Annotated in this window: 23 protein-coding genes and 1 pseudogene; 14 read left to right on the forward strand and 10 right to left on the reverse strand. The window is 62.8% G+C overall.

The features are described 5' to 3' along the window. The first annotated feature begins 29 nt into the window (after positions 1 to 29). Both NKI69_RS29270 and NKI69_RS29275 read left to right on the forward strand, forming a co-directional pair. Complete coding sequence (locus NKI69_RS29270; RefSeq protein WP_352723034.1) at positions 30 to 647, forward strand: transglutaminase-like cysteine peptidase; 618 nt, start codon at positions 30 to 32, stop codon at positions 645 to 647. A 367-nt stretch (positions 648 to 1,014) separates the two neighbouring features. Next, on the forward strand, positions 1,015 to 1,254 hold the full coding sequence (locus tag NKI69_RS29275; protein ID WP_352723036.1) for a hypothetical protein: 240 nt from the start codon (positions 1,015 to 1,017) through the stop codon (positions 1,252 to 1,254). Between the two features lie 85 nt (positions 1,255 to 1,339). On the opposite strand, the gene NKI69_RS29280 is transcribed toward NKI69_RS29275, so the two are convergent. Genes NKI69_RS29280 through NKI69_RS29295 form a run of 4 tightly spaced genes read right to left on the reverse strand, consistent with a single transcriptional unit; the run spans position 1,340 to position 4,109 of the window. After that, positions 1,340 to 1,708, reverse strand: coding sequence for a helix-turn-helix domain-containing protein (locus NKI69_RS29280; RefSeq protein ID WP_352612580.1), 369 nt, complete (start codon positions 1,706 to 1,708; stop codon positions 1,340 to 1,342). Positions 1,709 to 1,733: 25 nt separating this feature from the next. Next, entirely contained in the window at positions 1,734 to 2,261 is a 528-nt protein-coding gene (locus tag NKI69_RS29285; RefSeq protein ID WP_023813424.1) for a Smr/MutS family protein, read from the reverse strand. Continuing rightward, the gene (gene mltA, locus NKI69_RS29290; protein WP_352723038.1) at positions 2,258 to 3,376 is read right to left on the reverse strand and encodes a murein transglycosylase A; all 1,119 of its coding nucleotides are present in this window, start codon (positions 3,374 to 3,376) and stop codon (positions 2,258 to 2,260) included. The genes NKI69_RS29285 and mltA overlap by 4 nt, the downstream gene beginning before the upstream one ends. Positions 3,377 to 3,401: 25 nt before the next feature. Continuing rightward, complete coding sequence (locus NKI69_RS29295; protein ID WP_023813422.1) at positions 3,402 to 4,109, reverse strand: Tim44/TimA family putative adaptor protein; 708 nt, start codon at positions 4,107 to 4,109, stop codon at positions 3,402 to 3,404. A 217-nt stretch (positions 4,110 to 4,326) separates the two neighbouring features. On the opposite strand from NKI69_RS29295, the gene NKI69_RS29300 reads away from it, so the two are divergent. The 3 genes and pseudogenes from NKI69_RS29300 to NKI69_RS29310 all read left to right on the forward strand — a co-directional run bounded on the left by NKI69_RS29300 (position 4,327) and on the right by NKI69_RS29310 (position 5,990). Next, positions 4,327 to 4,827 (forward strand): FxsA family protein, encoded by a 501-nt coding sequence (locus NKI69_RS29300; RefSeq protein WP_352723039.1) that lies wholly within the window; start codon positions 4,327 to 4,329, stop codon positions 4,825 to 4,827. A 130-nt stretch (positions 4,828 to 4,957) separates the two neighbouring features. Then, positions 4,958 to 5,455: a protein-export chaperone SecB gene (gene secB, locus NKI69_RS29305; protein ID WP_023813420.1), complete on the forward strand. Its 498-nt coding sequence runs from the start codon at positions 4,958 to 4,960 to the stop codon at positions 5,453 to 5,455. A gap of 246 nt (positions 5,456 to 5,701) precedes the next feature. Then, positions 5,702 to 5,990, forward strand: a pseudogene (locus NKI69_RS29310) (GIY-YIG nuclease family protein). Between the two features lie 166 nt (positions 5,991 to 6,156). On the opposite strand, the gene dnaQ reads toward NKI69_RS29310, so the two are convergent. The 5 genes from dnaQ to NKI69_RS29335 all read right to left on the reverse strand — a co-directional run bounded on the left by dnaQ (position 6,157) and on the right by NKI69_RS29335 (position 10,485). Next, positions 6,157 to 6,861: a DNA polymerase III subunit epsilon gene (gene dnaQ, locus NKI69_RS29315; protein ID WP_352723040.1), complete on the reverse strand. Its 705-nt coding sequence runs from the start codon at positions 6,859 to 6,861 to the stop codon at positions 6,157 to 6,159. Positions 6,862 to 7,157: 296 nt separating this feature from the next. Further along, positions 7,158 to 7,757 carry a dephospho-CoA kinase gene (coaE, locus tag NKI69_RS29320; protein WP_352723041.1) on the reverse strand — a complete coding sequence of 200 codons (600 nt, stop codon included), beginning with the start codon at positions 7,755 to 7,757 and terminating at the stop codon, positions 7,158 to 7,160. Next, entirely contained in the window at positions 7,754 to 8,596 is an 843-nt protein-coding gene (locus NKI69_RS29325; RefSeq protein ID WP_352723042.1) for a shikimate dehydrogenase, read from the reverse strand. Before NKI69_RS29325 ends, coaE begins: the two co-directional genes overlap by 4 nt. Further along, positions 8,589 to 9,188, reverse strand: a complete 600-nt coding sequence (locus tag NKI69_RS29330) for a Maf-like protein (RefSeq protein ID WP_352723044.1) — start codon at positions 9,186 to 9,188, stop codon at positions 8,589 to 8,591. The genes NKI69_RS29325 and NKI69_RS29330 overlap by 8 nt, the downstream gene beginning before the upstream one ends. A 382-nt stretch (positions 9,189 to 9,570) precedes the next feature. Next, a complete protein-coding gene (locus NKI69_RS29335) occupies positions 9,571 to 10,485 on the reverse strand; it encodes a pyruvate, water dikinase regulatory protein (protein ID WP_502896795.1) in 915 nt (304 codons plus the stop codon). Positions 10,486 to 10,796: 311 nt separating this feature from the next. On the opposite strand from NKI69_RS29335, the gene hemE reads away from it, so the two are divergent. From hemE to yddG, 4 genes are all read left to right on the forward strand, one after another. Next, positions 10,797 to 11,828: a uroporphyrinogen decarboxylase gene (hemE, locus tag NKI69_RS29340; protein ID WP_352723045.1), complete on the forward strand. Its 1,032-nt coding sequence runs from the start codon at positions 10,797 to 10,799 to the stop codon at positions 11,826 to 11,828. After that, on the forward strand, positions 11,828 to 12,364 hold the full coding sequence (gene hemJ / locus NKI69_RS29345; RefSeq protein ID WP_352723046.1) for a protoporphyrinogen oxidase HemJ: 537 nt from the start codon (positions 11,828 to 11,830) through the stop codon (positions 12,362 to 12,364). Before hemE ends, hemJ begins: the two co-directional genes overlap by 1 nt. A 245-nt stretch (positions 12,365 to 12,609) precedes the next feature. Next, positions 12,610 to 13,875, forward strand: a complete 1,266-nt coding sequence (gene rho, locus NKI69_RS29350; RefSeq protein ID WP_013528732.1) for a transcription termination factor Rho — start codon at positions 12,610 to 12,612, stop codon at positions 13,873 to 13,875. A 172-nt stretch (positions 13,876 to 14,047) separates the two neighbouring features. Continuing rightward, the gene (gene yddG, locus NKI69_RS29355) at positions 14,048 to 14,962 is read left to right on the forward strand and encodes an aromatic amino acid exporter YddG (RefSeq protein WP_352723048.1); all 915 of its coding nucleotides are present in this window, start codon (positions 14,048 to 14,050) and stop codon (positions 14,960 to 14,962) included. On the opposite strand, the gene NKI69_RS29360 is transcribed toward yddG, so the two are convergent. Beyond that, the gene (locus tag NKI69_RS29360) at positions 14,963 to 16,981 is read right to left on the reverse strand and encodes a thioredoxin domain-containing protein (protein WP_352723050.1); all 2,019 of its coding nucleotides are present in this window, start codon (positions 16,979 to 16,981) and stop codon (positions 14,963 to 14,965) included. 62 nt (positions 16,982 to 17,043) lie between these two features. Between NKI69_RS29360 and mnmE the strand changes: the two genes are divergently transcribed. From mnmE to NKI69_RS29385, 5 genes are all read left to right on the forward strand, one after another. Continuing rightward, positions 17,044 to 18,375 (forward strand): tRNA uridine-5-carboxymethylaminomethyl(34) synthesis GTPase MnmE, encoded by a 1,332-nt coding sequence (gene mnmE, locus NKI69_RS29365; RefSeq protein ID WP_352723051.1) that lies wholly within the window; start codon positions 17,044 to 17,046, stop codon positions 18,373 to 18,375. Between the two features lie 420 nt (positions 18,376 to 18,795). Continuing rightward, a complete protein-coding gene (gene mnmG, locus NKI69_RS29370; RefSeq protein ID WP_352723052.1) occupies positions 18,796 to 20,676 on the forward strand; it encodes a tRNA uridine-5-carboxymethylaminomethyl(34) synthesis enzyme MnmG in 1,881 nt (626 codons plus the stop codon). After that, entirely contained in the window at positions 20,673 to 21,305 is a 633-nt protein-coding gene (rsmG, locus tag NKI69_RS29375; RefSeq protein WP_352723053.1) for a 16S rRNA (guanine(527)-N(7))-methyltransferase RsmG, read from the forward strand. Before mnmG ends, rsmG begins: the two co-directional genes overlap by 4 nt. 50 nt (positions 21,306 to 21,355) lie before the next feature. After that, complete coding sequence (locus tag NKI69_RS29380) at positions 21,356 to 22,156, forward strand: ParA family protein (RefSeq protein ID WP_352723055.1); 801 nt, start codon at positions 21,356 to 21,358, stop codon at positions 22,154 to 22,156. A gap of 69 nt (positions 22,157 to 22,225) precedes the next feature. Further along, positions 22,226 to 23,116, forward strand: coding sequence for a ParB/RepB/Spo0J family partition protein (locus tag NKI69_RS29385; RefSeq protein WP_352723056.1), 891 nt, complete (start codon positions 22,226 to 22,228; stop codon positions 23,114 to 23,116). Positions 23,117 to 23,367: the final 251 nt, after the last annotated feature.

Here is a 23,367-nt window from a genome sequence, read left to right on the forward strand (position 1 = left end):
TCGTTAATAACAAAGGGTGAGCGGGGACAATGATTTCCTCATCGATGGCGCGACGGCTGCGCGTGTATGTGGCGGCCGGGCTGGCAATGACGGCGGGCTGGGTGGCACCGGCTTTGGCAGGTGGAGCGATGGCGACCGGGGGGCTCACCTCGCAACCGATCGGCCACTATGATTTCTGCAAGCTGCATCCGGGCGAATGCTCGATCCGCCCGACCAATCTGGCGCCGGCCACGATGAGCGACGGGCTGATGCGCAAGCTTCTCAATGTCACCGCCAGGGTCAACGCCGCCGTCAAGCCGATGAGCGACATGGATATCTACGGCAAGGACGAAGTCTGGGCCTATCCCGACAAGGGCGTCGGCGATTGCGAGGACTATGTGCTGGAAAAGCGGCGCCAGCTTTCGCGCATGAGCATCTCGCTTGCCGATCTTCTGATCACCGTCGTGCGCAAGCCCGACGGCGAGGGTCACGCCGTGCTGACGGTGCGCACCGACGAGGGCGACTATGTGCTCGACAATCTGACCGACAAGGTCAAACCATGGGACGCGACCGGTTACCGCTTCCTCAAGCGGCAGGCGATCGACAACACCGGCCGCTGGGTCTCGATCCGCGGTGGCCAGCAAGTTCTGGTCGGCGCGGTTCAGTAGGTTTTGGTACGCCCATCCCGGCACGTCGCGTTCTTGTGGCGCGCTTTAGCTGCTTTCACATCATAGGTCGCCGCCGCCCCTCATTGTCCTGCCGGACATTTCTCTCCGTATAGGGACGGGGAGAAAGACGCCCTCATCGTCGCTTTCGCCAATCATCAACGTCGTAAGCGCCAACCGCGCGGCTACACCCTTCTCCCCGTCACTATACGGGGAGAAGGTGCCGGCAGGCGGATGAGGGGCAGCGCGACGTCTGCCAATATTTCCCACCGCGACCGCCCCCCAATGAATTTTCGCATTTCTCCGTGAACCATTTCGCTCCGGCCAGCGACACACAGCCGTGAACCGAAACCAACCATGGAGACTTCAGATGACTGCTTTTCTGCGAAACACCCTTCTTGCCGCTATCGCGGTGTCGAGCATGGCCGGATCCGCCATGGCCGATCAGACCACCACCAGCTGTGCCAAAACCAACCTCAACGACCTCTGGGCCGGCCGCTGTTGCGGTGATGCCGGGGCGTCGGACTGCCTGGGTGGCGGAAACAATGGCCATGGCGGCAATGGCGATCACGGCCGGGGCGGAAATGGCGGCACGGCCGGCAAGAAATGATCTCACCACTGTGCCCGCTGGCGGTCCGCCGGCGGGCAGTTTCCTTCTGAAGCAGGCGAACTTGCATCACGCTTGGATCGTCGGACTACGGCCGCTGGTTTAACGCCGCGCGGATCGATGCGGTAATGCGGCGAAGCTCGGCTTCGTCGAGTTTCTCGATGTTTTCCGCCAGCAGATTGGCAAGCTCGGTGGCGGCGGGGGAAAGACCCGACGTGTCGAGTTTTACACGCGGGTGCGAGGCCTCGGCCAGCCGCGCCAGTTCCTCGGCGTCGTCCCAGATGATGTTGAAATAGCCGATGATCTTCTGGATCAGCGTCCAGGTCGGGGCACCGCGCCTGCCATGTTCGAGCGCCGACAGATAGGCGGCGCTGACGCCGATCGCCGCCGCCATGTCCTTCTGGCGGACACCGCGTTCGCTTCTGAGCGTGCGCAACTTCTCTCCGAACGGGGTCATGTCCCCACCCTCATGATAGAGCTCCTCACAGGCGCGCCCGCCGCAGGCGGATATAGAGCGCACCCGAACCGCCATGATTGCGGGCGGCATGGTCGTGGCTGGAGACCAGCGGCCGGAAGGCGGGCGTCGACAGCCAGGCCGGTACCGCGCGCCGCAACACGCCATCGCCGCCGGAGGACGAGCCCTTGCCGGTGATGACCAGGACATAGCGGACGCCGCCGGCATGCGCCCGGTGCAGGAATGAAAACAGCAGCGAATAGGCCTCGTCCTGGGTCAGGCCGTGCAGATCGACGCGGCCCTCGATCGGCAGCCGGCCCTTCGAAAGCTTGTCCAAGGTCGGTTCGTCGAGCGCATGCGCGACATGCTGCGTCTTCGGTTTGGCTGCGCCGGGATTGGCCATGGGCTGAACCGGTTGCGGCTGACTTGGCCTGACCTCGGCAGGGATTTCAGGGATGTCGACGGCAAATTTGCCCTTCAGCGGCTTGGCCGTGCGCGCCACCAGGTTCCACAGAACCCGGTCGTCCTCGCTGAGCTTGTCCGGGCGCCGGGTCATCGGACCGCACCCGCAACGAGCGCGCGCGGGATCAGCGCATAAAAATCCGCGGCATTGCGGACCACGCCGGCGATCTCGCCCGCGGCATCGCCCGAACCGGCGAACAGGTCGCCCCGCGCGGACCCGGTGATGGCCGAGCCGGTGTCCTGCGCGATCATCAGCCGGCGGAACGGTTCTGCGTCGAAAGCAGTCAGCGTCGGTGCGTCGATGTAAAAAGGCGTGCCGAATGTATGCAGCAGGCGGTCGACGGCGATCGAGCGGCCCGGCGTCAGCGGCACCTTGGCGGCGGCGATCGGGCCAAGGGCCGCGTCCTCGACATCGGCCTCGCGGAAGAAGATGTAAGAGCGGTTCTGCCGCAGGATCTCGTCGACGCGGTCCGGATGCGCCTTGAACCAGACGCGGATCGACTGCATCGTCACCTCCGCCAGCGGGATCTCGCCCAGCTCGCTTAGGATCTTGCCGGGCCCGGTGAAGCGCTGGCCGGATTTGGCGGCATAGGTGACGCGGACAAGCCGGCCGTCGGTCATGGCGAGGCGTGCGGCACCTTGCACGTGAATGAAGAAGGCATCGACCTTGTCGGCCAGCCAGGCGATTTCCAGACCCTTGCCGTCGAGCGCGCCACGCTCGATCTCACCACGGTCGGGATACTCGACCGGCCCGTTCGGCGTCTGACGCGCGAAAGCGAGGTAGGGATCCAGGCCGGGCGGCCGGTTCCCGTCGTCGATGTCGACGAGATCGGCCGGGCGCGAAAGCAACGGCACCGAAAACCGATCCGTGCGCACCGGTGACGCCTCGACTTGCGGTTCATAGAAACCGGTGACGAGCCCGGCGCCGGCATGTTCGGCGGGGATAAGCGCCGGGACGAAATGGCGCTCGAAGAAGGCGCGGGCTTCCCCGCGGGTCGGCGACCGATTCGCCGGCGAAACGGTCCGGGCCTTGGCGTAGGCATCGGCAAAGGCGTCGAAGTCGATGCCGAGCGCACCACTGCGATAGGGTTTGGTCAGGACATGGAAGGCCGAGCGGCGAAAGGCGGCGAAAGCCGCCGAATGGTCGTCATCGTCCCAGCCGGGCAGGTCGCCGAAGGCTTTCTCGACAAAAAGTGGCGATAGCGACACCGGAGCCTCGCCGCGTGTTTCCGAACTAGTCTTCTTCCTCGGTGGCGACGAGCTTCCAGTTCGGATCGCGCGAGCGCGTGTCGCGGGCGAAGGTCCAGACATCCTTGACCTCGGCGACGGTTTCCGGGTCGCCGTCGATGACGGCGCCGGCCTTGTCGCGGGTCGCCGAAATCAGCTCGCTGATGATGCGCAGCGTGACATGTGCCTCGCCGCCCTTCATCTCGGCCGAGACGATGTCGGCCTTGTCGATGCCGACGAAGGAGGACTGGATCTTTTCCGCCTTGGCCTCGCGCTCACCGATGGCGGCGACAAAGCCGTCATAGACCTCGCGCGACAACAGGTTCTTCAGCGTTTTGCGATCGCCGTCGGCATAGGCCATGACGATCATCTCGTAAGCCATCTTGGCGCCGTCGACGAAACCCTTCGGCTCGAAGGACGGATCATTGTCCTTGATCGTGCGCAGGCCCTTGTTGAGGTCGGTATCGGGCTTGGCGAAAGCGTCGATCGCGGCATAGGTGTCGGGAGCCGGCTCGCCTGGCGGGCGCTTGCGCGGCAGCGAGACGACGTTTTCGGATTTCTGGGCGGCATCCTTGTCGCCGGTGCGAGCCGCCGAATAGGGATCGAAGGGCGGCCGTTCGCTGCCGGTGCGGCGGCCCAGCACATTGCGCAGCTGGAAAAAGATGACCACCGCCGCAATCAGGAAGAAAATCGTGCCGAAGTCGAAGAATCCCATATCTTCCGCCAATCAATCCCTGCCCTGTGGCCGGACCGTCAGGCCCAATGGCCACGGTCGCATAGCGTTCAACATTCAAAGCATATAGAACGCAAGGCGCAATCATTCAAATCAAAGGCAGGCATACCTATCTAACAGCCTCAGTGCCAGCGGCGATTGCTCGCTGGCGGCCAAAACAATCGAAACGATCATAACAATCGAAAAAGGTTGGCAAGACTTGCGCATTTCGCTGCTTCCCTTCTTTCTCCTCGCGCTTCCGCTGCTGGAAATCGCCGGTTTCGTCATCGTCGGCCGTGAGGTCGGCGCGCTGGCGACGGTCGGCCTCGTGCTGGCCTCGAGCATCGCCGGCGTGCTTTTGCTCCGGTACCAGGGCTTTGGTGTGATGGCCCGCATCCGCACCGAGATGGCCGCCGGACAGAACCCCAGCCGCCACCTTGCGCACGGCGCCATGATCGTGGTTGCGGCGATCCTCCTGATCATCCCCGGCTTCATATCAGACATCATCGGCCTGCTGCTGTTCCTGCCGCCGTTGCGCGACTTTGCCTGGAACCGGTTCAAGGGCCGTATTGTCGTCGCCACCGATTTCTCGACCGGCGGTTTTCGCGGCCGCCAGCGCGACAGGGTCATCGACCTCGAAGACGGCGACTATTCGCGCGAGGACGATCTGAAGCGCGGCCCGGATCACAACTCGCCGTGGCGCCGCCTGAAGGACGATTAGGGCGCCGTCCCATCTACATCCCATAGCCGAGAAGCAAGGCGGCAAACCTTGTCTTGTCATCCCCGCCATGGTAGCGAACGCCCGATTTCAATTCGGTCAGCGACGCTGCCCAGGCAAGAGGACAAGGCTTATGGCCAGCAAGGATGACGCGCCGGTCGGCGCAGCCAACGGAAACGGCAATGCGGCGCAGCCGTCGCTCAACGTTCTGGCGCAATATGTGAAGGACCTGTCGTTCGAAAGCCCCGGCGCGCCGAATTCGCTGCGCGGCCGCGACAAGGCGCCGGGCATCGCCATCAACGTCAACGTCAACGCCAACCCGCTCTCCGACAAGCAGTTCGACGTCAATCTGACGCTGAACGCCAAGGCGTCCTTCGACCAGGAAGTGCTGTTCAATGTCGAGCTGGTCTATGGCGGCGTGTTCGCCATCGCAGGCTTTCCGCAGGAGCACATGCTGCCGATCCTGTTCATCGAATGCCCGCGCCTTTTGTTCCCGTTCGCCCGGCAGATCATCGCCGAGGCAACCCGCAATGGCGGCTTCCCGCCGCTGATGCTCGACCCGATCGACTTCGCCCAGATGTTCCAGCAGAAGCTGGCCGAGGACGAGGCGTCCAAGGTCAAGGTGAGCTGAGGCCTGCTGTCATCGTTGTTGTTTCTGAGAACCCGGCCTTGTGCCGGGTTTTCTGTTTGGAACGCTGGCGGGGCAGCGCCCCTTCGAGGTTGGCTGAAGGCCCCTCGCGTCTTCGTCATCCTAGGGCGGAGCAAGGAGCGTAGCGACGCAGCGCAGACCCTAGGATCCATGCCGTGACATTCGCCTTAGAATGCAACGGATCAGAATGGCGCTTGTCCCCGCGCCTGTGCTCGCTACGCTAAAACCATGACCGGTTATGTCTACATGACTGCGAGCCAGAAAGGTGGCACCCCTCTATATCGGTGTCACCAACGACCTCGGTCGCCGCATGCCGGAGCACAAGTCGGGCCAAGGCTCTAATTTCACCATCCGCTACGGTGTTCAGCGGTTGGTCTGGTACGAGGAGTTTTTCGACATCACCGATGCGATCCAACGTGAGAAGTCCCTGAAGCGCTGGCCGCGCCAATGGAAGATCGAATTGATCGAAAAGGCCAATCCAGAGTGGTTCGAGCTGTTTCGCGGGACGGGGTGGTAACGCTCGGTTTCTTGCACCGCCGGAACATATCATCACCGTCACTGCATGGATCCCAGGGTCTGCGCCGCGTCGCTTCGCTCCTTGCTTCGCCCTAGGATGACGAAGTTATGGGGGTCCGCTGCCAATCTTGAGGGTCGGCCCTTCCAGCCTTGCCGCCATCGCTTCTCTACCTGCCAGCAGCAACCTTCAGCCACAACGCCTTCTCACCCAACGTCCCGACCATGCCGGCGTGCGCGGCGCGTTCGGCTTCGGTGAGGCGGGGCCGCAGGGCTGCCGGGCGCTGGCTGATGATGATCTCGATCTGGCGGACATTTTTGCCTTGCGCCGGCGCGGTGGCGCTGTCGAGGATAAGGGCCGCCTGCTTGCCGCCGATCAGCTCGATATAGACCTCGGCCAGCAATTCGGAATCGAGCAGGGCGCCGTGCTTGGTGCGCCTGGTGTTGTCGATGCCGTAACGCCGGCAGAGCGCGTCAAGCGAATTGGGCCCCATCGGGTGCTTGCGGCGCGCCAGCGCCAGCGTATCGACGACGAGGCCGTTGTCGATGACGGGATGACCGAGCCGGCCGAATTCAACGTTCAGGAAGCCGATGTCGAAGGTTGCGTTGTGGGCGACCAGCTTGGCGCCGTCGGTGAAGTCCAGCCATTCCTGCACAATCTCGGCAAAGGTCGGCTTGCCCGCGAGGTCCGCCGCGCTGATGCCGTGCACCGCCTGTGCCTCGGCATGGATCGCGCGCCCTTGCGGGTTGATGTAGTGGTGGAAGGTCTTTCCGGTCGGGAAGCGGTTGACCAGCTCGACGCCGCCCAGCTCGATCACGCGGTCGTCGCGCGAATCGAGGCCGGTGGTTTCCGTGTCGAAGATGATCTCACGCATCGAATCAGTCGCTCCAAAGGAGCAGAATCATGAGACCGGAACAAAATGGCAATGGGAAACGAAGCTGATCAGGGCAATCACTACAGGTTTGCGCTGCCCCTCATCGCCCTGCCGGGCACTTCTCCCCGTATAGTGACGGGGAGAACGACGCCTTCGCAAAGGATTTCGCCAATCTCCTGCGTTAGCAAGAGAGTAGCCGAGGTCGCGGCCAGCTCCTTCTCCCCGTCACTATACGGGGAGAAGATGCCGGCAGGCAGATGAGGGGCGGCGCTGACGTTGACAGACGGCAGCCAGTGTCAATGGCCCGGCTTGCCGACCCCGATCAGTTCCGCAATGATCGCATTCACCTGATCCCGCGCGGCGTCCAGCCCCTGGCCGGTGTCGACGATGAAATCGGCCTGACGCCGCTTTTCCGCATCCGGCACCTGCTTAGTCAGGATCGACGCCAGCTTTTCCTCCGTCATGCCGGGCCGCGCCAGCACGCGGGCGCGCTGGGTCTCGGCCGACGCAGTGACGACGACGACCTTGTCGACGCGGTTGCGGCCGCCGGTTTCGAACAGCAGGGGAATATCGAGGACGGCGATCGGCGCGCCTGATCTACGATGCCTGGCCAGAAAGGCATCGGCGTCGGCGCGCACCAGCGGATGGATGATGGCCTCGAGCCGCTTCAGCCCGGCGGCGTCGCCGAGCACGCGCGCGCCAAGTTTTGTCCGGTCGACCACCCCGGCAGATGTGGTGCCCGGAAACGCCGCCTCGACCAAAGGGGCTGCCTTGCCGGCATAGAGGCGATGCACCGTCTCGTCGGAATCATGGACCGGCACGCCGGCGTCAGTGAACATCCTGGCCGTGGTCGACTTGCCCATGCCGATCGAGCCTGTGAGGCCGAGCACGATCATGGTTTTGGTACCAGATCGGCAACAATGATCGCCCGGAGTTCGGCCGTCACCCGCGGCCTGACACCGAACCATCGTTCGAAGCCGGGCACGGCCTGATGCAGCAGCATGCCGAGGCCGTCGACCGTCTTCAGCTTTCGCGCGCGGGCGGCCGCGAGCAGCGGCGTCTCCAGCGGCACATAGACGATGTCGGTGACGATGGCATGGTCGGGCAGCCGGGCGGGATCGGCCGACAGGCCTTCATTGCCATGCATGCCGAGCGCCGTGGTGTTGACCAGCAGGCCGGCATCGCCGAGCAGTTCATCCGTAGCCGCCATGCCATGCGCCGACACGCCGGCGCCGAAACGATCGCGCAGTTCTATAGCCCGGGAGAGCGTACGGTTGACGATGCGGATGTCGGTCACGCCGCGCTCCTTCAGCGCATGGATGACGGCGCGCGACGCGCCGCCGGCGCCAAGCACGACCGCCGGGCCCTTGCTCGCCCAGCCCGGCGCATGATCGTCGAGGTTGGCGGCAAAGCCGTGACCGTCGGTGTTGCCGCCCCACAGGACGCCATCCTCGAACCACAGCGTGTTGACGGCGCCGATTTCTTGCGCCGCCTGGTCGCGGCGTTCGGCCAATGCGAAAGCCGCTTCCTTGTGCGGGATGGTGATGTTGCCGCCGCGGTAATTGTTTGCCTGCAGCGTTTTCACGAATACGGCAAAGTCTTGCGGCGCGACATCGATGGCCAGGTAGCTCCCGTCGATGCCATGTTTGGCCAGCCAGTGGCCATGGATCTTCGGCGAGCGCGAATGCTTGACCGGATGGCCTGACACGAAGGCCTTCTTTGACACCTCAGCCATCGATCGCTCCCAGGTCACGCAGTTCGGCCAGCAGCGGCAGAAGCGGCAGGCCGACAATGGTGAAATGATCGCCCTCGATTTTCTCGAACAATTGAATGCCTTCGCCTTCGATCTGATAGGCGCCGACGCTTCCCAGCGCCTTGGCGCCGACGCGGGCGAGGTGGCGGCCGATGAAGGCTGGGTCAAGCTTGCGCATGGTCATCGAAGCGATGCCGACATGCCGCCACAAAACCCTGCCATCGCGGACCAGCACGGCGGCGCTGTTCAACTGATGGGTCTTGCCCGACAGCGCCAGGAGATGACGGCGCGCGCCTTCCCTATCGGCCGGCTTGTGGAACACCTCGTCGCCGAGCGACAGCGTCTGGTCGCAGCCCAGAACCAGGGCGCCCGGCCTGCGCTCGCTGACTTCTGTGGCCTTGGCCTCGGCCAGCACCAGGGCGACGTCCTCGGGCGAGACGCCGCTATCCTGCAAACGCCCCTCGAGCGCGCGCTCGTCGACTTCGGCCGGAACCGCCTCGACCTCGACGCCGGCGTTGACCAGCATCGCCTTGCGGAACGGGCTGCCGGAAGCGAGGATGAGTTTCTCGGTCATGGTTTTAAGCGCCTGATCAATTGTCTAACCGTTGTTGAGATTCTGGCTCCAACAGAAAACCGCTGGCACCTTCGACCACCGTCACGGCATGGATCCTAGGGTCTCCGCGACGTCGCTTCGCTCCTGCTCCGCCCTAGGATGACGAAGGCGTGATGGCTTTTTTGGCCAATCGCGGATGTCGGGTTTGGCATCTGCGCTGTCGAACAGCAGCTGGCGGCTATCGCAAACCTTCGAAATTGGCCGAGACAATCCTCCCTTCGTCATCCTAGGGCGAAGCAAGGAGCGAAGCGACGCGGCGCAGACCCTAGGATCCATGCCGTGACCTTCGAACTTCGCGGCGTCGAAATAGCCGGGCAAAACCTCACCCGGCTGCTGGCCTCATTTATCTCGACTTCCCCCGCAGGGCAACGATCGCCGCCGCCGTTTCCTCGATCGAGCGGCGGCTGACGTCGATCATCGGCCAGCCATGGCGCGTGCAGATCTTGCGGGCATAGGCGAGCTCTTCGCTGATCGCCGCGCGGTCGACATAATCCGATGCCTCATACGAGCTGCTGTTGCCGAGGATGCGGTTTTGCCGTACATGCGAGATGCGCTCGGCGGTGGCGATCAGCCCGACGATCAGGGGCTTGCTGGCGGCAACCAGGCTTTCCGGCACCGGCACGCCGAGCACGATCGGGATGTTGGCGGTCTTGATGCCGCGGTTGGCGAGATAGATGCTGGTCGGCGTCTTCGACGTGCGAGAAATGCCGATCAGCACCACATCGGCATCGTCCATATTGAGCGGCAATTGGCCGTCATCATGGTCCATGGTGAAATTGAGCGCATCGATGCGGCGGAAATATTCGGCGTCGAGGACATGCTGGGCGCCGACGCGGCGGCCGGCCGGGGTGCCGAGATAGGACTGGAACACGGTCAGCACCGGCTCCAGCACCGACACGCAGGGCAGGCCCATGGCCGCGCAGCGCTCGTCGATGCCGCGCGCCAGCTTCTGGTCGACGACCGTATAGAGGATGATGCCCGGCTCTTCCTCGATGTCCTCGAACACCTTCGCCACCTGCTTTTCGGTGCGGATCAGCGGATAGATATGCTCTATGGCGCGCGCGTCCTTGTACTGCGCCGAAGCTGCCCGGCCGGCGGCAAGCAGCGTTTCGCCGGTCGCGTCGGAAATCAGGTGCAGGTGGAAGAAGCTCTGGGGTTTGTTCACAGGGGTCACCTGGGGCTGTGGGCTTCTGTGGATAAAGCGGGATGAAAAGACGGGCCTGTCGGAGGCGACTGTATCAGATGGCAGTTTGTCCACAATTCGATGCGCTGTCAGCTTCGTCGGGCGACTGGGGACAAGTTTGGGGACGGCTTTTTTCGACTACGGTCCGTCCACAGGACCCGCCTTTCACCGCTGTGCCTAACACTTTGACTCGATTGATCGATTCGGAGCTATCCCCAGAACCCTACATCTGGGAAAAAGAAGCACGCGACAATATGTTGGCTGGTGTTTTCCGGGGCAAAGCGGGACAGGTGACAACCACCAGAACCAACAGACTCTTAGAATCAGAAGAATCTTAGATATAAGAATCTTTGATTATAGAAGAGGCTGGGAGAAGCGAGCGCCCGATGCCCCAGAACCGGATCATGCTGGATGTCCTGAAGGGCAAGGCTCATTTTCCGCCTCCGCTCTGGATGATGCGTCAGGCCGGGCGCTATCTGCCGGAGTATCGGGAGACACGCAGGCGAGCAGGCTCGTTCCTCGACCTCTGCTACGATCCCGACCTTGCGGTCGAAGTGACCTTGCAGCCGATCGAGCGCTTCGGCTTCGATGCCTCGATCCTGTTTTCCGATATCCTTGTCGTTCCGCATGCGCTTGGCCGTGACGTCCGCTTCGAAGAGGGCAGAGGGCCGCTGCTGACGCCGATCACCGCGCCGGAGATTTTGGCTCTGGAAGGCGAGGTGTTTCACGTGAATCTCGAACCGGTCTACGAGACGGTTCGCCGGTTGCGGGCCAAACTGCCCGAAGAGACAACCCTGATCGGCTTCTGCGGCGCGCCGTGGACGGTGGCGACCTACATGATCGCCGGCCATGGCACACCCGACCAGGCGCCGGCGCGGCTTTTTGCCTATCGCGAGCCGGTAGCCTTTCAGCGATTGCTGAAGGTTCTTGCCGAACATTCGGCCGCCTATCTCATCCGCCAGATCGAGGCGGGTGCGGATGTGGTGCAGATTTTCGATTCCTGGTCCGGCGTGCTCGACGATGAGTCCTTCGACCTGTTCTGCGTTCAGCCGGTGGCCGAGATCGTTGGCCGGGTTCGGGCGGTTCATCCCGATGTTCCGATCATTGGTTTTCCCAAGGGTGCCGGTGCGCGCTACCGGACCTATCGACAGAAGACCGGCGTAACGGCCCTGGGGATCGACTGGACGGTGCCCCTGATAGCGGCGAAGGACTTGCAGCGCTCGGGTGCGGTGCAAGGCAACCTCGATCCCTTGCGCCTCGTGGCGGGCGGCAAGGCGCTGTCCGACGGCGTCGAGGCGATCCTGAAAGCGCTGGGAGACGGACCGCTGATCTTCAACCTCGGTCACGGCATCACGCCGGAGACGCCGATCGCCCATGTCGAGGCGATGGTGAAACAGGTGCGGAGCGCGACACGCTGATGGCTCAGATGAACAACACGAACAGCACCGGCCAGGCGATGATGCGCATGATATCAGGTATCGCCGTGCTGGTCGTTCTCACCGCGCTTTTGTATTTCGCCGCACCCGACAGCTTCTATCCCTGGGGAAAGGCGATCCATATCCTCGCCGTCATCTCATGGATGGCGGGCATGCTCTATCTGCCGCGGCTGCTGGTCTATCATGCGGATGCCGAGAAGGGCTCGGTGCAATCGGAGACCTTCAAGGTGATGGAGCGGCGCCTGCTGCGCGGCATCATCAACCCGGCGATGATCGTCACCTGGGTGTTCGGCCTGTGGCTCGCCTGGAAGGGTTTTGGTTTCCAGGGCGGCTGGCTGCATGCCAAGATAGGAGCCGTGCTTTTGCTGTCGGCCATGCATGGCTATCTCTCGGGCGCGGTGCGCAAATTCGCCGAGGACCGCAACGAAAAACCCGCCAGGCACTGGCGGATGGTCAACGAGATCCCCACATTGCTGATGATCGCAATCGTCATCCTGGTGGTCGTCAAGCCGTTCTGATGCATGTCGCTAAAAACGGCCAGGAGACAACGACAGGCATTGATGCGTTTTAAGCCTTGATAGGTCACGCAAAACGCAGCTTGCTCTTTCACCCGACCGACGATAAAAGACGGGTCTTCCTTCCCGTCATGCGCCGCCCCTCGTTGTTTTCGGCCGCGCCCGGCATTTGTCGCATCCCGCCGATATTTTCCCAAAGCCTACCCAGACTCCATCTATTCCCAGACTCAATCTACCAAGGTCCGTCTATGCAAGAAATGAAACTCGCTGAGTTCAAGAACAAGAAACCGCCAGAGCTGATCGCTTATGCCGAATCGCTCGAGGTCGAAAACGCCAGCGTCATGCGCAAGCAGGAGCTGATGTTTGCGATCCTGAAGAAGCTGGCCGCCCAGGAGATCGAGATCATCGGTGATGGCGTGGTCGAGGTGCTGCAGGACGGTTTCGGCTTCCTGCGCTCCGCCAACGCCAATTATCTGCCAGGTCCCGACGACATCTATATTTCGCCGTCGCAGATCCGGCGCTTTTCGCTGAAGACCGGCGATACCGTCGAAGGGCCGATCCGCAGCCCGAAAGAGGGCGAGCGCTATTTCGCGCTGCTCAAGGTCAACACCATCAATTTCGACGATCCCGAGAAGATCCGTCACAAGATCCACTTCGACAATCTGACGCCGCTCTATCCGACCAAGCGGCTGAAGATGGAAATCGAGAATGTGACCACCAAGGACATTTCGGCCCGCGTGATCGACCTGGTCGCGCCGATCGGCAAGGGACAGCGCGCTTTGATCAACGCGCAGCCGCGTACCGGCAAGACGGTTCTGATGCAGAACATCGCCCACTCGATCACCGCCAACCATCCGGAATGCTATCTGATCGTGCTTCTGATTGACGAGCGGCCGGAAGAAGTGACCGACATGCAGCGCTCAGTGAAGGGCGAGGTGATCTCCTCGACCTTCGACGAGCCGGCGGTGCGCCACGTGCAGGTCGCCGAAATGGTCATCGAGAAGGCCAAGCGCCTGGTCGAACATGGCCGCGATGTCGTCATCCTGCTCGATTCGATCACTCGTCTCGGCCGCGCCTACAACACCGTCGTGCCGTCATCCGGCAAGGTGCTGACCGGCGGTGTCGACGCCAACGCGCTGCAGCGGCCGAAGCGCTTCTTCGGCGCTGCCCGCAACATCGAGGAAGGCGGCTCGCTGACCATCATCGCCACCGCGCTGATCGATACCGGCAGCCGCATGGACGAAGTCATCTTCGAAGAGTTCAAGGGCACCGGCAACTGCGAAATCCAGCTCGACCGCAAAGTGGCCGACAAGCGCATCTATCCGGCCATGGACATCTTGAAGTCCGGCACCCGCAAGGAAGACTTGCTGGTTTCCAAGCAGGATCTGCAGAAGATCTTCGTGCTGCGCCGCATCCTGGCGCCGATGGGAACCACCGACGCGATCGAGTTCCTGATCGACAAGCTCAAGCAGACCAAGACCAATGCGGATTTCTTCGATTCGATGAACACGTAAAGGTCAGGCCGAAATCTTCCGGTCTGTGTATTGAAGCCCCATTCCGCGAAACCGGGATGGGGTTTTTCGTTGTCCGGCGGCAGGTCGCTTTCCCGATATCGGGCGGCTGTATGTGGCGGCAGACGATTTCGCGTTCATGCAAAGCTCGTGTCTGCAAACTGGAAGCAGCGACGTGAAGAAGACAATCCCGACCCTGATCGGCTTTTCGGCCATCCTGACCTGGTCTTTCCTGGCGCTGCTTTCGACCGCCGCTGGCCCGATCCCGCCGTTTCAGCTGGCAGCCATGACCTTCCTGCTCGGAGGGCTGGTCGGCGCCGGCAGCTGGATCTTCCGCCCAGGCGCGATCCGGTCGCTGCGGCAGCCATGGCCGGTCTGGGCGATCGGCACGGCGGGACTGTGCATCTACCACTGCGCCTATTTCTTTGCGATCCAGTCGGCGCCGCCGGTCGAGGTCAGCCTGATCGCCTATCTCTGGCCATTGCTGATCGTCGTCTTTGCAGCCTTCCTGCCCGGTGAAAGGCTCCGGGTTCATCACATCGTCGGCGTCGTTCTAGGGCTTGCCGGCGCCATCGTGGTGATCACCAAGGGCGGCAATGTCGGCCTGGCCAATGGGGTGATGAAGGGCCATGTCATCGCGCTCTTCTGCGCCTTCATCTGGGCTGGCTATTCCGTGCTGTCGCGCCGCTTCGGCCAGGTGCCGACGGATGTCGTGGCCGGTTATTGCTTCATCACGGCGGCGGTCGCTTTCTCGCTGCACCTGATGCTTGAGACCACGGTCTGGCCGCAGACGCCGACGCAGTGGACGGCTATCGTCATTCTGGGCACGATTCCTCTGGGAGCCGGCTTCTACGCCTGGGATTTTGGCTGCAAGCACGGTGACATCATGATCCTTGGCGCCTTGTCCTACGCCGCACCGCTGTTTTCGGTCATCGTGCTGCTGCTGGCAGGCTTTGGCGTCTTCCACTGGTCGGTGGCGCTCGCCTGCGTGCTGATCACCATCGGTGCGGTGATCGCCGCCAAGGATTTGCTGTTCAAGCGCCGGCAAGCTGCGACCGAGGCGCTGCCCGATCCCGCGCACGGCGCCTGATCATTCTCGGCGCAAAAGGCGCTCCAGCTCTTCCGGATCCGTCATCGGGGAAAGGCAAACCTGACCAGTGCAGAACCACGCGCTTAAGCGGTTGGTCGGCGGCAGGATTCCGGCGGGCAGCAAGGCTCGATTCGCTCCCGTACCGATCGGCACGAGGATGTCGACGCGCCGTGGATCAGGATTTCGATTCGCAACCGGAACGAGCTTTGGATCGTTGAGCGCATCAACGATGACCAGCTTGAGCGGCTCGATCGCCAGCGCGCAGGCGTTGACGATGCCGGCCTGGCCATAGGCTTGGTTTGCGGCACGGCCGGCGGCATGTTCGGCGACCTCCCAGGCTTTCTCGTGCAGCTCGAGATCGCCGGTGACGGAGGCGAGCCGGACCAGTGCTTCGATGATTTGGCCGGTGGCGGACGGAATGGCCTCGTCGACATCGCCGCGGATGCGGATCGGCACGTCGGTGCTGTCCGAGGCAGTCAGGTAATAACCTGCCTTTTCGGTATCGGCGTGCCAATGGTCGAGCTGCTCGACAAACTGGCCGGCCTGGTCGACATAGCTCCAATCCCCAGTGGCCTCGAACAGCGAGATGGCTGCGTTGGTCATGGCGGCATAGTCGCTGGACAAAGCAGGAAACAGTTTTCTGGCGCCGAGCATCGAATGCGGCAAGCGGCCGTCGCGGCTGGCAGCGCGGATATGGGCAAAGGCTTTTGCCGCCGCATCGATCCAGTCAGGCCGCGCCAGCGACCGACCGGCCTCAGCAAAGGCTGCGATCATCTGGCCGTTCCAGTCGGTGAGGATCTTTGCGTCAAGGCCGGGCCTGACCCGCTCTTCCCGGACTGCAAGGAGTTTCCCCTTGAGCGGGCTGACCTCTTCGCGATCGATCACATATTGCGATTGCTGGGCCCTCGTCTGGTGGACAACCGGCTTGCCTTCCCAACCATGCGGGCTGGAGAGCGTGAAGTGATTGACAAACAAGGCGGAATCGTCGCCGAGTGCGGCCTCGATCTCGTCTTGGCTCCAGGTGTAGAACAGCCCTTCCTCGCCGTCGCTGTCGGCGTCGAGACTGGCGGCAAAGGCGCCGCCGTCGACGCGCATTTCGCGCAGCAGCCAGTCGATCGTCTCTTCGATTCGGACCCGGAACAACTCGTTACCGCTTGCGGCATAGGCCCAGTTGCAGAAGCGGATCAGCTGGGCATTGTCGTAAAGCATCTTTTCGAAATGCGGCACCAGCCATTCGGCGTCGGTCGAGTAACGGCTGAGCCCGCCGCCGATATGGTCGTAGATGCCGCCGCTGACCATCTGTTCGAGGCTGTTGAGAACGTCGTCGCGATGGCTGGCGTTGCCGTCGCGCAGCCAGGACAGCCACAGCGTTTGCATGAACGGCGCATTGGGGAATTTCGGCGCGCCGCCTAGGCCGCCGAGATCGCGGTCGACCATGCCGTCTATGCCCTTGGCCAATTCCGCCAGCGTGTCGCGGTCGACCACGGTTCTGGCATGCGAGCCGGCGAGCCGCGCCTCGACATGTGTGGCCAGGCCGTCGGCGCTCTGGTTGAGGCTCGCCCGCTTCTCGCGCCAGGCCTTGTCCACCGCCTCCATCACCTGGATGAAACCGGGGCGGCCATAGCGTGGCTCGCGCGGAAAATAGGTGCCGCCCCAGAACGGCTTGCCGTCCGGCGTCAGGAACATGGTCAGCGGCCAGCCGCCTTGCTCGCCCATGGCGGAGAGTGCAGCCATATAGATCTGGTCGATGTCGGGACGCTCCTCGCGGTCGACCTTGATATTGACGAACAGACGGTTCATGACGGCGGCGACACCATCGTTCTCGAAGCTTTCATGCGCCATGACGTGGCACCAGTGGCAGGCGGCATAGCCGACCGAGAGCAGGATCGGCCTGTCCAGCGCCTTCGCCTCCTCGAGCGAAGCCGGCGACCAGGCGCGCCAGTGCACGGGATTGCCGCTGTGCTGCTGCAGATAGGGGCTTGCTTCTTCAGCGAGCAGGTTTTGCGCGGGCAACGTCACGATGGGCAAACTCGGATGGGTCGGATAGGCGTAAAGCTAGGGCGGTTCGGTAGAGCGGGCAAATGATTTCAGGCGGTTCCATCGTAGCGCTGTCGAGCGGCCGGCTCCCGGCCGGCGTCGCCGTCATCCGTATTTCCGGCCCACAGACTCGATTCGTAGTCGAAACGATTGCCGGCGGCATGGTTAAGGACCGCTCGGCGATTCTGCGCATATTCAGGGCACCCGACGGAACCGTGCTCGACACCGGCCTGGTCGTTTTCTTTCCCGGTCCGGCCAGTTTCACCGGCGAGGACGTCGCGGAATTCCACGTCCATGGCGGTCGTGCCGTGGTGGCAAAAATGATGGAGACGATCGCAGGCCTTGACGGCGTTAGACACGCGGAACCAGGTGAATTCACGCGCCGCGCCTTTCTCAACGGCAAGGTCGATCTGCTCGAGACCGAGGCGCTGGCGGATCTCGTCAACGCCGAAACCGAGGCGCAGCGGCGTTTTGCCGTTCAAAATGCCGAAGGCGTTCAGAGCGAACTCTATCTCGGCTGGCGTCGCAGGCTAATCCATGCCCGCGCCATGATCGAGGCGGAAATCGATTTCGCCGATGAGGACGATGTCCCCGGTTCCGTTTCGGATACGGTCTGGTCCGATGTCAGGACGATGATCGGCGAGATCGATCGCCACATCGCCGGGTTTCGCGCCGCCGAGATCATTCGCGACGGCTTCGAGGTCGTGATCCTTGGCGCGCCCAACGCGGGTAAGTCGAGTCTGTTCAATGCCCTGGCCCGGCGGGATGCCGCTATAGTAACGGATGAACCCGGCACGACGCGGGATCTGCTTGAAGTGACACTTGATCTCCAGGGGCTGCGGGTCCGGCTTACCGATACGGCCGGGCTGCGCGATGCGCCGGGGAAGGTCGAGGCGATCGGCATCGAGAAGGCGAGGGCCAAGGCGCATGGCGCCCATCTCTTGCTGTTGCTGCAGGATGTTACGAATCCTGGGGATATTCGTTCATTGCCGACCGCGGCGCCGACCTTGCGCGTTGGCACCAAGCGCGATCTGCTGGAAGACCGCGCGGCGAGCGGGGCGATGGAAGACTACAACCTTGTCATTTCGGTAAAAAACGGGACGGGCGTGGAGAGACTGCTGGCGGAAATCGGCCGGCGAGCTGCCGAAGCAGCCGGCAGCGTCGGTGATGTTTTGCCATCGCGGCTGCGCCACGTCGAATTGCTTGGCGCAGCGAATAGGCACCTGCTTCGTGCAACCGACGGCCAGACTGTCGGGCAGGAATTGCGCGCCGAAGAGTTGCGGCTTGCCGCGGATCGCCTGGGCCGTATCGTCGGCGCCATCGACGTCGAGGACATGCTGGATGTGATTTTCTCACAGTTCTGTATTGGGAAATGACTCACGTGAAACAGTGCGGTGTATCGCTTCGTCATCCACGGGCGAAGCAAGGAGCGCAGCGACGCAGCGCAGACCCGAGGATCCATGCCGCGACATCAAAGCAGCGGCCACGATGCAGAATTCTGCTCCGCTGTACCCTTTGGCCAAGGTCACGGCATGGATCCTCGGGTCTCCGCGACGCCGATTCGCGGACGCTCCGCCCGTGGATGACGAAGGCGGGGAGGCTTCGTCTGGGCCACCGCGCTGCGCTGCCTGTGTGACTCACGTGAAACGCGTCAGGCGGCCTTGGTGACTCACGTGAAACATGGAGCTGACAGCCCGCAAGGTTGTTTCACGTGAAACGACCCGCGGAGTTTTCTTGACAGCAAAGCCTCACGGGGACATGTGTCCCTCAATCTTTTGAGTCTGGGACTTTTGGAAATGACCAATCACTATGATGTGGTTGTGGTGGGCGGTGGCCACGCGGGTTGCGAGGCGGCCAGCGCTGCAGCGCGCGCCGGTGCGAAGACCGCTTTGGTGACGCTGCGTTTCGACACGATCGGGGTCATGTCATGCAATCCGGCGATCGGCGGGCTCGGCAAGGGCCACCTGGTGCGCGAAATCGATGCCATGGATGGCCTGATGGGGCGCGTGGCGGATGCCGCCAGCATTCAATTCCGCCTGCTCAACCGCCGCAAGGGTCCCGCCGTGCGCGGCCCCCGCACGCAGGCCGACCGAAAGCTCTATCGCCTCGCCATGCAGGAAGCGATTCGGCAGCAGAACGATCTCGACGTGGTCGAAGGCGAGGTTCTGGACTTCGAAATCGCCGATGGGCGGATCACGGCCGTTCTCCTGGCCGATGGAAGGCGGCTTGCCTGTGGCGCTGTCGTCCTGACGACCGGGACTTTTCTGCGCGGGCTTATCCATATCGGCGAGAGGAAGATTATTGCCGGCCGCATGAACGAGCAGGCCAGTCTTGGTCTGTCGGCAACGATGGACCGCGCCGGCTTCAAGCTCGGTCGGCTGAAGACCGGCACGCCGCCACGCCTCGACGGCCGGACCATCGACTGGGCGTCGCTGGAAAGCCAGGCGGCGGATGAGAATCCTGTGCCGTTCTCGCTGATGACCGACCGCATCACCACGCCGCAGATCGAGTGCGGCATCACCCGCACGACGACGGCCACGCATGAGTTGATCCGTGCCAATCTCGGCCGCTCGGCCATGTATTCCGGCTCGATCGAAGGTGTGGGGCCGCGCTATTGCCCGTCGATCGAGGACAAGATCGTCAAGTTCGGCGACAGGGACGGTCACCAGATCTTTCTCGAGCCGGAAGGGCTCGATGACGACACGGTCTATCCCAATGGTATTTCAACCTCGCTGCCTGAAGATGTGCAGCTCGATATCCTCAAAACCATCCCTGGGCTGGAACAGGCCGTCATGCTGCAGCCCGGCTATGCCATCGAGTATGATCACGTCGATCCGCGCGAACTGCATCAGACGTTGGAGACGAAGCGCGTTGGCGGCCTCTTCCTCGCCGGTCAGATCAACGGTACGACGGGCTATGAGGAAGCAGCCGGGCAGGGCCTGCTCGCCGGCCTCAATGCGGCGCGGCGGGCGGCGGGGAGCGAGCAGATCGTGCTCAGCCGCACCGAAGCCTATATCGGGGTGATGGTCGACGATTTGACCAGCCGCGGTATAGCTGAGCCCTACCGGATGTTCACGTCACGGGCCGAGTTCCGGCTATCGCTGCGTGCCGACAATGCGGATGAACGACTGACGCCTCTGGCTGCAAAGCTGGGCATCGCTTCGGCACAGCGCATGCAACGCTACGGGCAGGTCATGCAAAGCCTGGACGAGGCGCGGGACTTGGCGAAGTCGCTCACCATGACACCGAATGAGGCGGCGCGACACGGGCTGGACATCAACCGGGATGGCGTGCGCCGGTCCGGCTATGAATTGCTGTCCTATCCTGACGTCGATGTCGCCTGGCTGGCTGGCGTCGATCCGCGCTTTGCGGCGATCGACGGCAAGACGGCGGAGCGCCTCGAGACGGAAGCGAAATATTCAGTCTATCTCGATCGTCAGAAGACGGATGTGGCGCAGATCCGGCATGAAGAGAGCCGGCTGATCCCCGAGACGGTCGATTTCGCCGGGGTGCCGGGGCTGTCCAACGAGTTGAAGCAGAAGATGCAAGCGCGGCGGCCGCGCTCCATCGCCGATGCCCAGCGCATGGAAGGCATGACGCCGGCGGCACTGGCGATCATCGTCGCGCATGTCCGCCACGCGGAGAGCGCCCAGCGCCCACAGAAGGATGTTGCGTGAATTCTATGTCCCTAGAGAGCCTGCAGGACGCGGCGGGCCCGGTTTCACGTGAAACATTCGATCGGCTGGTGGCCTTTGAGCAGATGTTCCAGAAATGGAATCGCAGCATCAATCTGGTGGCGCAATCGACGTCGGGCGATGTCTGGCAGCGCCATATATTGGACAGTGCGCAGCTCGGGCGCTTAGAGCCTCAAGCCACGCGCTGGGTGGATCTCGGCTCGGGCGGCGGATTTCCGGGCCTTGTCATGGCTTTCCTGCTTGCCGAGCGCGACGGCGCTAGCATCGATCTGGTTGAAAGCAATCGCAAAAAGGCGTCCTTCCTGCAGACCGTCGTCGGGCAATTCAGCCTGCCGGCGCGAGTCGTGGCGCGCCGCATCGATGACAGCCATGCGCTTGTTTCGACACCGCAAGTTGTCACGGCGCGGGCTTTGGCCTCGCTTTCGACCTTGCTGGACCTGTCGGCGCCCTGGCTGATTTCAGGCGCACGCGGCCTGTTCCACAAAGGCCGGGATTACCGCACCGAAGTGCAAGAAAGCGTTCACCGATGGTCCTTCGATCTGGTAGAACATCCAAGTGTGACCGACGCTGGCGGCGTCATCCTGGAATTGTCCAACCTGCGACCTGTCTGATCCGTCACTGACAGGCGATTTGGCGCCCAATGAATTTCTGGCATAAACCCATGATGAAGAATGGCCCCCGAATCATCACTGTAGCCAACCAGAAGGGCGGTGTCGGCAAGACGACGACCGCCATCAATCTGGCGACCGCGCTGGCCGCGATCGGCGAAAAGGTGCTGATCGTCGATCTCGATCCGCAGGGAAATGCCAGCACCGGCCTCGGCATCGATCGCAAGGACCGCACGGTGTCCTCCTATGACGTGCTGACCGGCGAGCTTGAGCTGGAGGCCGCGGCCATCCCCACAGCCGTGCCCGGCCTGTCGATCGTGCCGTCGACGCTCGACCTGCTCGGCATCGAAATGGAGATCGCCTCGGCGCCCGACCGTGTGCTCAAGCTGCGCAATGCGCTGCGCGCTGCGACCGACCGCGGCGCGCCGTTCGGCTATGTGCTGATCGACTGCCCACCATCGCTCAACCTTTTGACTTTGAATTCAATGGCCGCGGCCGATTCTGTTCTTGTGCCGCTGCAATGCGAGTTTTTCGCGCTCGAAGGTCTCAGCCAGTTGCTGGAGACTGTCGAGCAGGTGCGCCGCTCGATCAATCCGGATCTCACCATCCAGGGCATCGTGCTGACCATGTATGACGGCCGCAACAATCTCGCCAACCAGGTGGTGCAGGATGTGCGGGCGCATATGGGCGACAAGGTCTACGAGACCGTCATTCCGCGCAATGTGCGGGTGTCCGAGGCGCCGTCCTACGGCAAGCCGGCGATCCTCTATGATTTGAAGTGCTCCGGCAGCCAGGCCTATCTGCAACTGGCGTCGGAAGTGATCCGCCGCGAGCGCAAGTTACGCGCCGCTTGATTAGGCCGGATGCATAGCTAAAAGCCGATTCGATACCGAAACGATTTGGAATAGCCAACTGGAATAAAGATGAGCGAAGACCTTTCAAGAAAGAGACTGGGGCGTGGACTGGCTGCGCTGATCGGCGAGATCGATCGCCCCGCAGCGCCTGAGAAGCCCGGCATGAGCGCCGACGGCAAGGTGCCGATCGAGTTCCTGACCCCCAATCCGAAAAATCCGCGCCGGCATTTCGGCGACGCCGAGCTGACCGATCTTGCCCAGTCGATCCGCGAACACGGCGTCGTCCAGCCGGTGGTGGCGCGGCCTTCGCCGACACAAGCCGGCCGCTACGAGATCATCGCCGGCGAGCGGCGCTGGCGCGCGGCGCAGCGCGCCGGGCTGTCCGAGATTCCGGTCATCATCCGCGAGGTCAACGACCGCACCGCGCTCGAACTGGCGATCATCGAGAACGTCCAGCGCACCGACCTCAATGCGGTCGAGGAAGCGCTTGGCTATCAACAGCTGATCGATGAGCACGGCTACACCCAGGCCGATCTCGGCCAGGTGATCGGCAAGAGCCGCAGCCATGTCGCCAACACGCTCAGGCTCTTGAAGCTGCCGGACGTGATCCGCGACATGCTGGTCGACGGCGCCCTGTCGGCGGGTCATGCCCGCACGCTGGTGACGGCGGAAGATCCGGCCGGCCTTGCCAAGCGCATCGTCGAAGAGGGCCTTTCGGTGCGCCAGGCCGAAGCGCTGGCGCAGATGCCGGCCGGCACCAGCAGCGCTAGGGAAGCCAAGCCGGCGCCAAGTCCTGACGAAAAGGACGCCGACACGCTGGCGCTGGAGAAGCTGTTGACCGACACGATCGGCATGATTGTGTCGGTGGATCACAAGGGCAAGGGCGGCGTGCTGCGGGTTTCGTACCGGTCGCTGGAACAGCTTGATGAGCTGTGCCGCAGGCTGAAGCAAGATCGGTAATTAGCCGGCGAATTAACTCCTGGCTTAAGGTCCAGCTGAGCTGGTTGGCACGGGCTTAAGAGGCATAAAGGGCTGGCGGTTGCCGGCCCTTCTCTTTGCGGCGCCTATGTTTGGCGAACGCGGCGAAGCTGCCAATCTCCCCCCCTCGTGGGCAGGGCTATCGCATATGGATTCTTGCGAAGAAGAACCCCCACCCTAACCCTCCCCACAAGGGGGAGGGAACGCTGCCGCGTGCCTTTAATTCTTCTTGG

Source organism: Mesorhizobium sp. M0491, from assembly GCF_040321265.1.
Classification (GTDB): Bacteria; Pseudomonadota; Alphaproteobacteria; order Rhizobiales; family Rhizobiaceae; genus Mesorhizobium.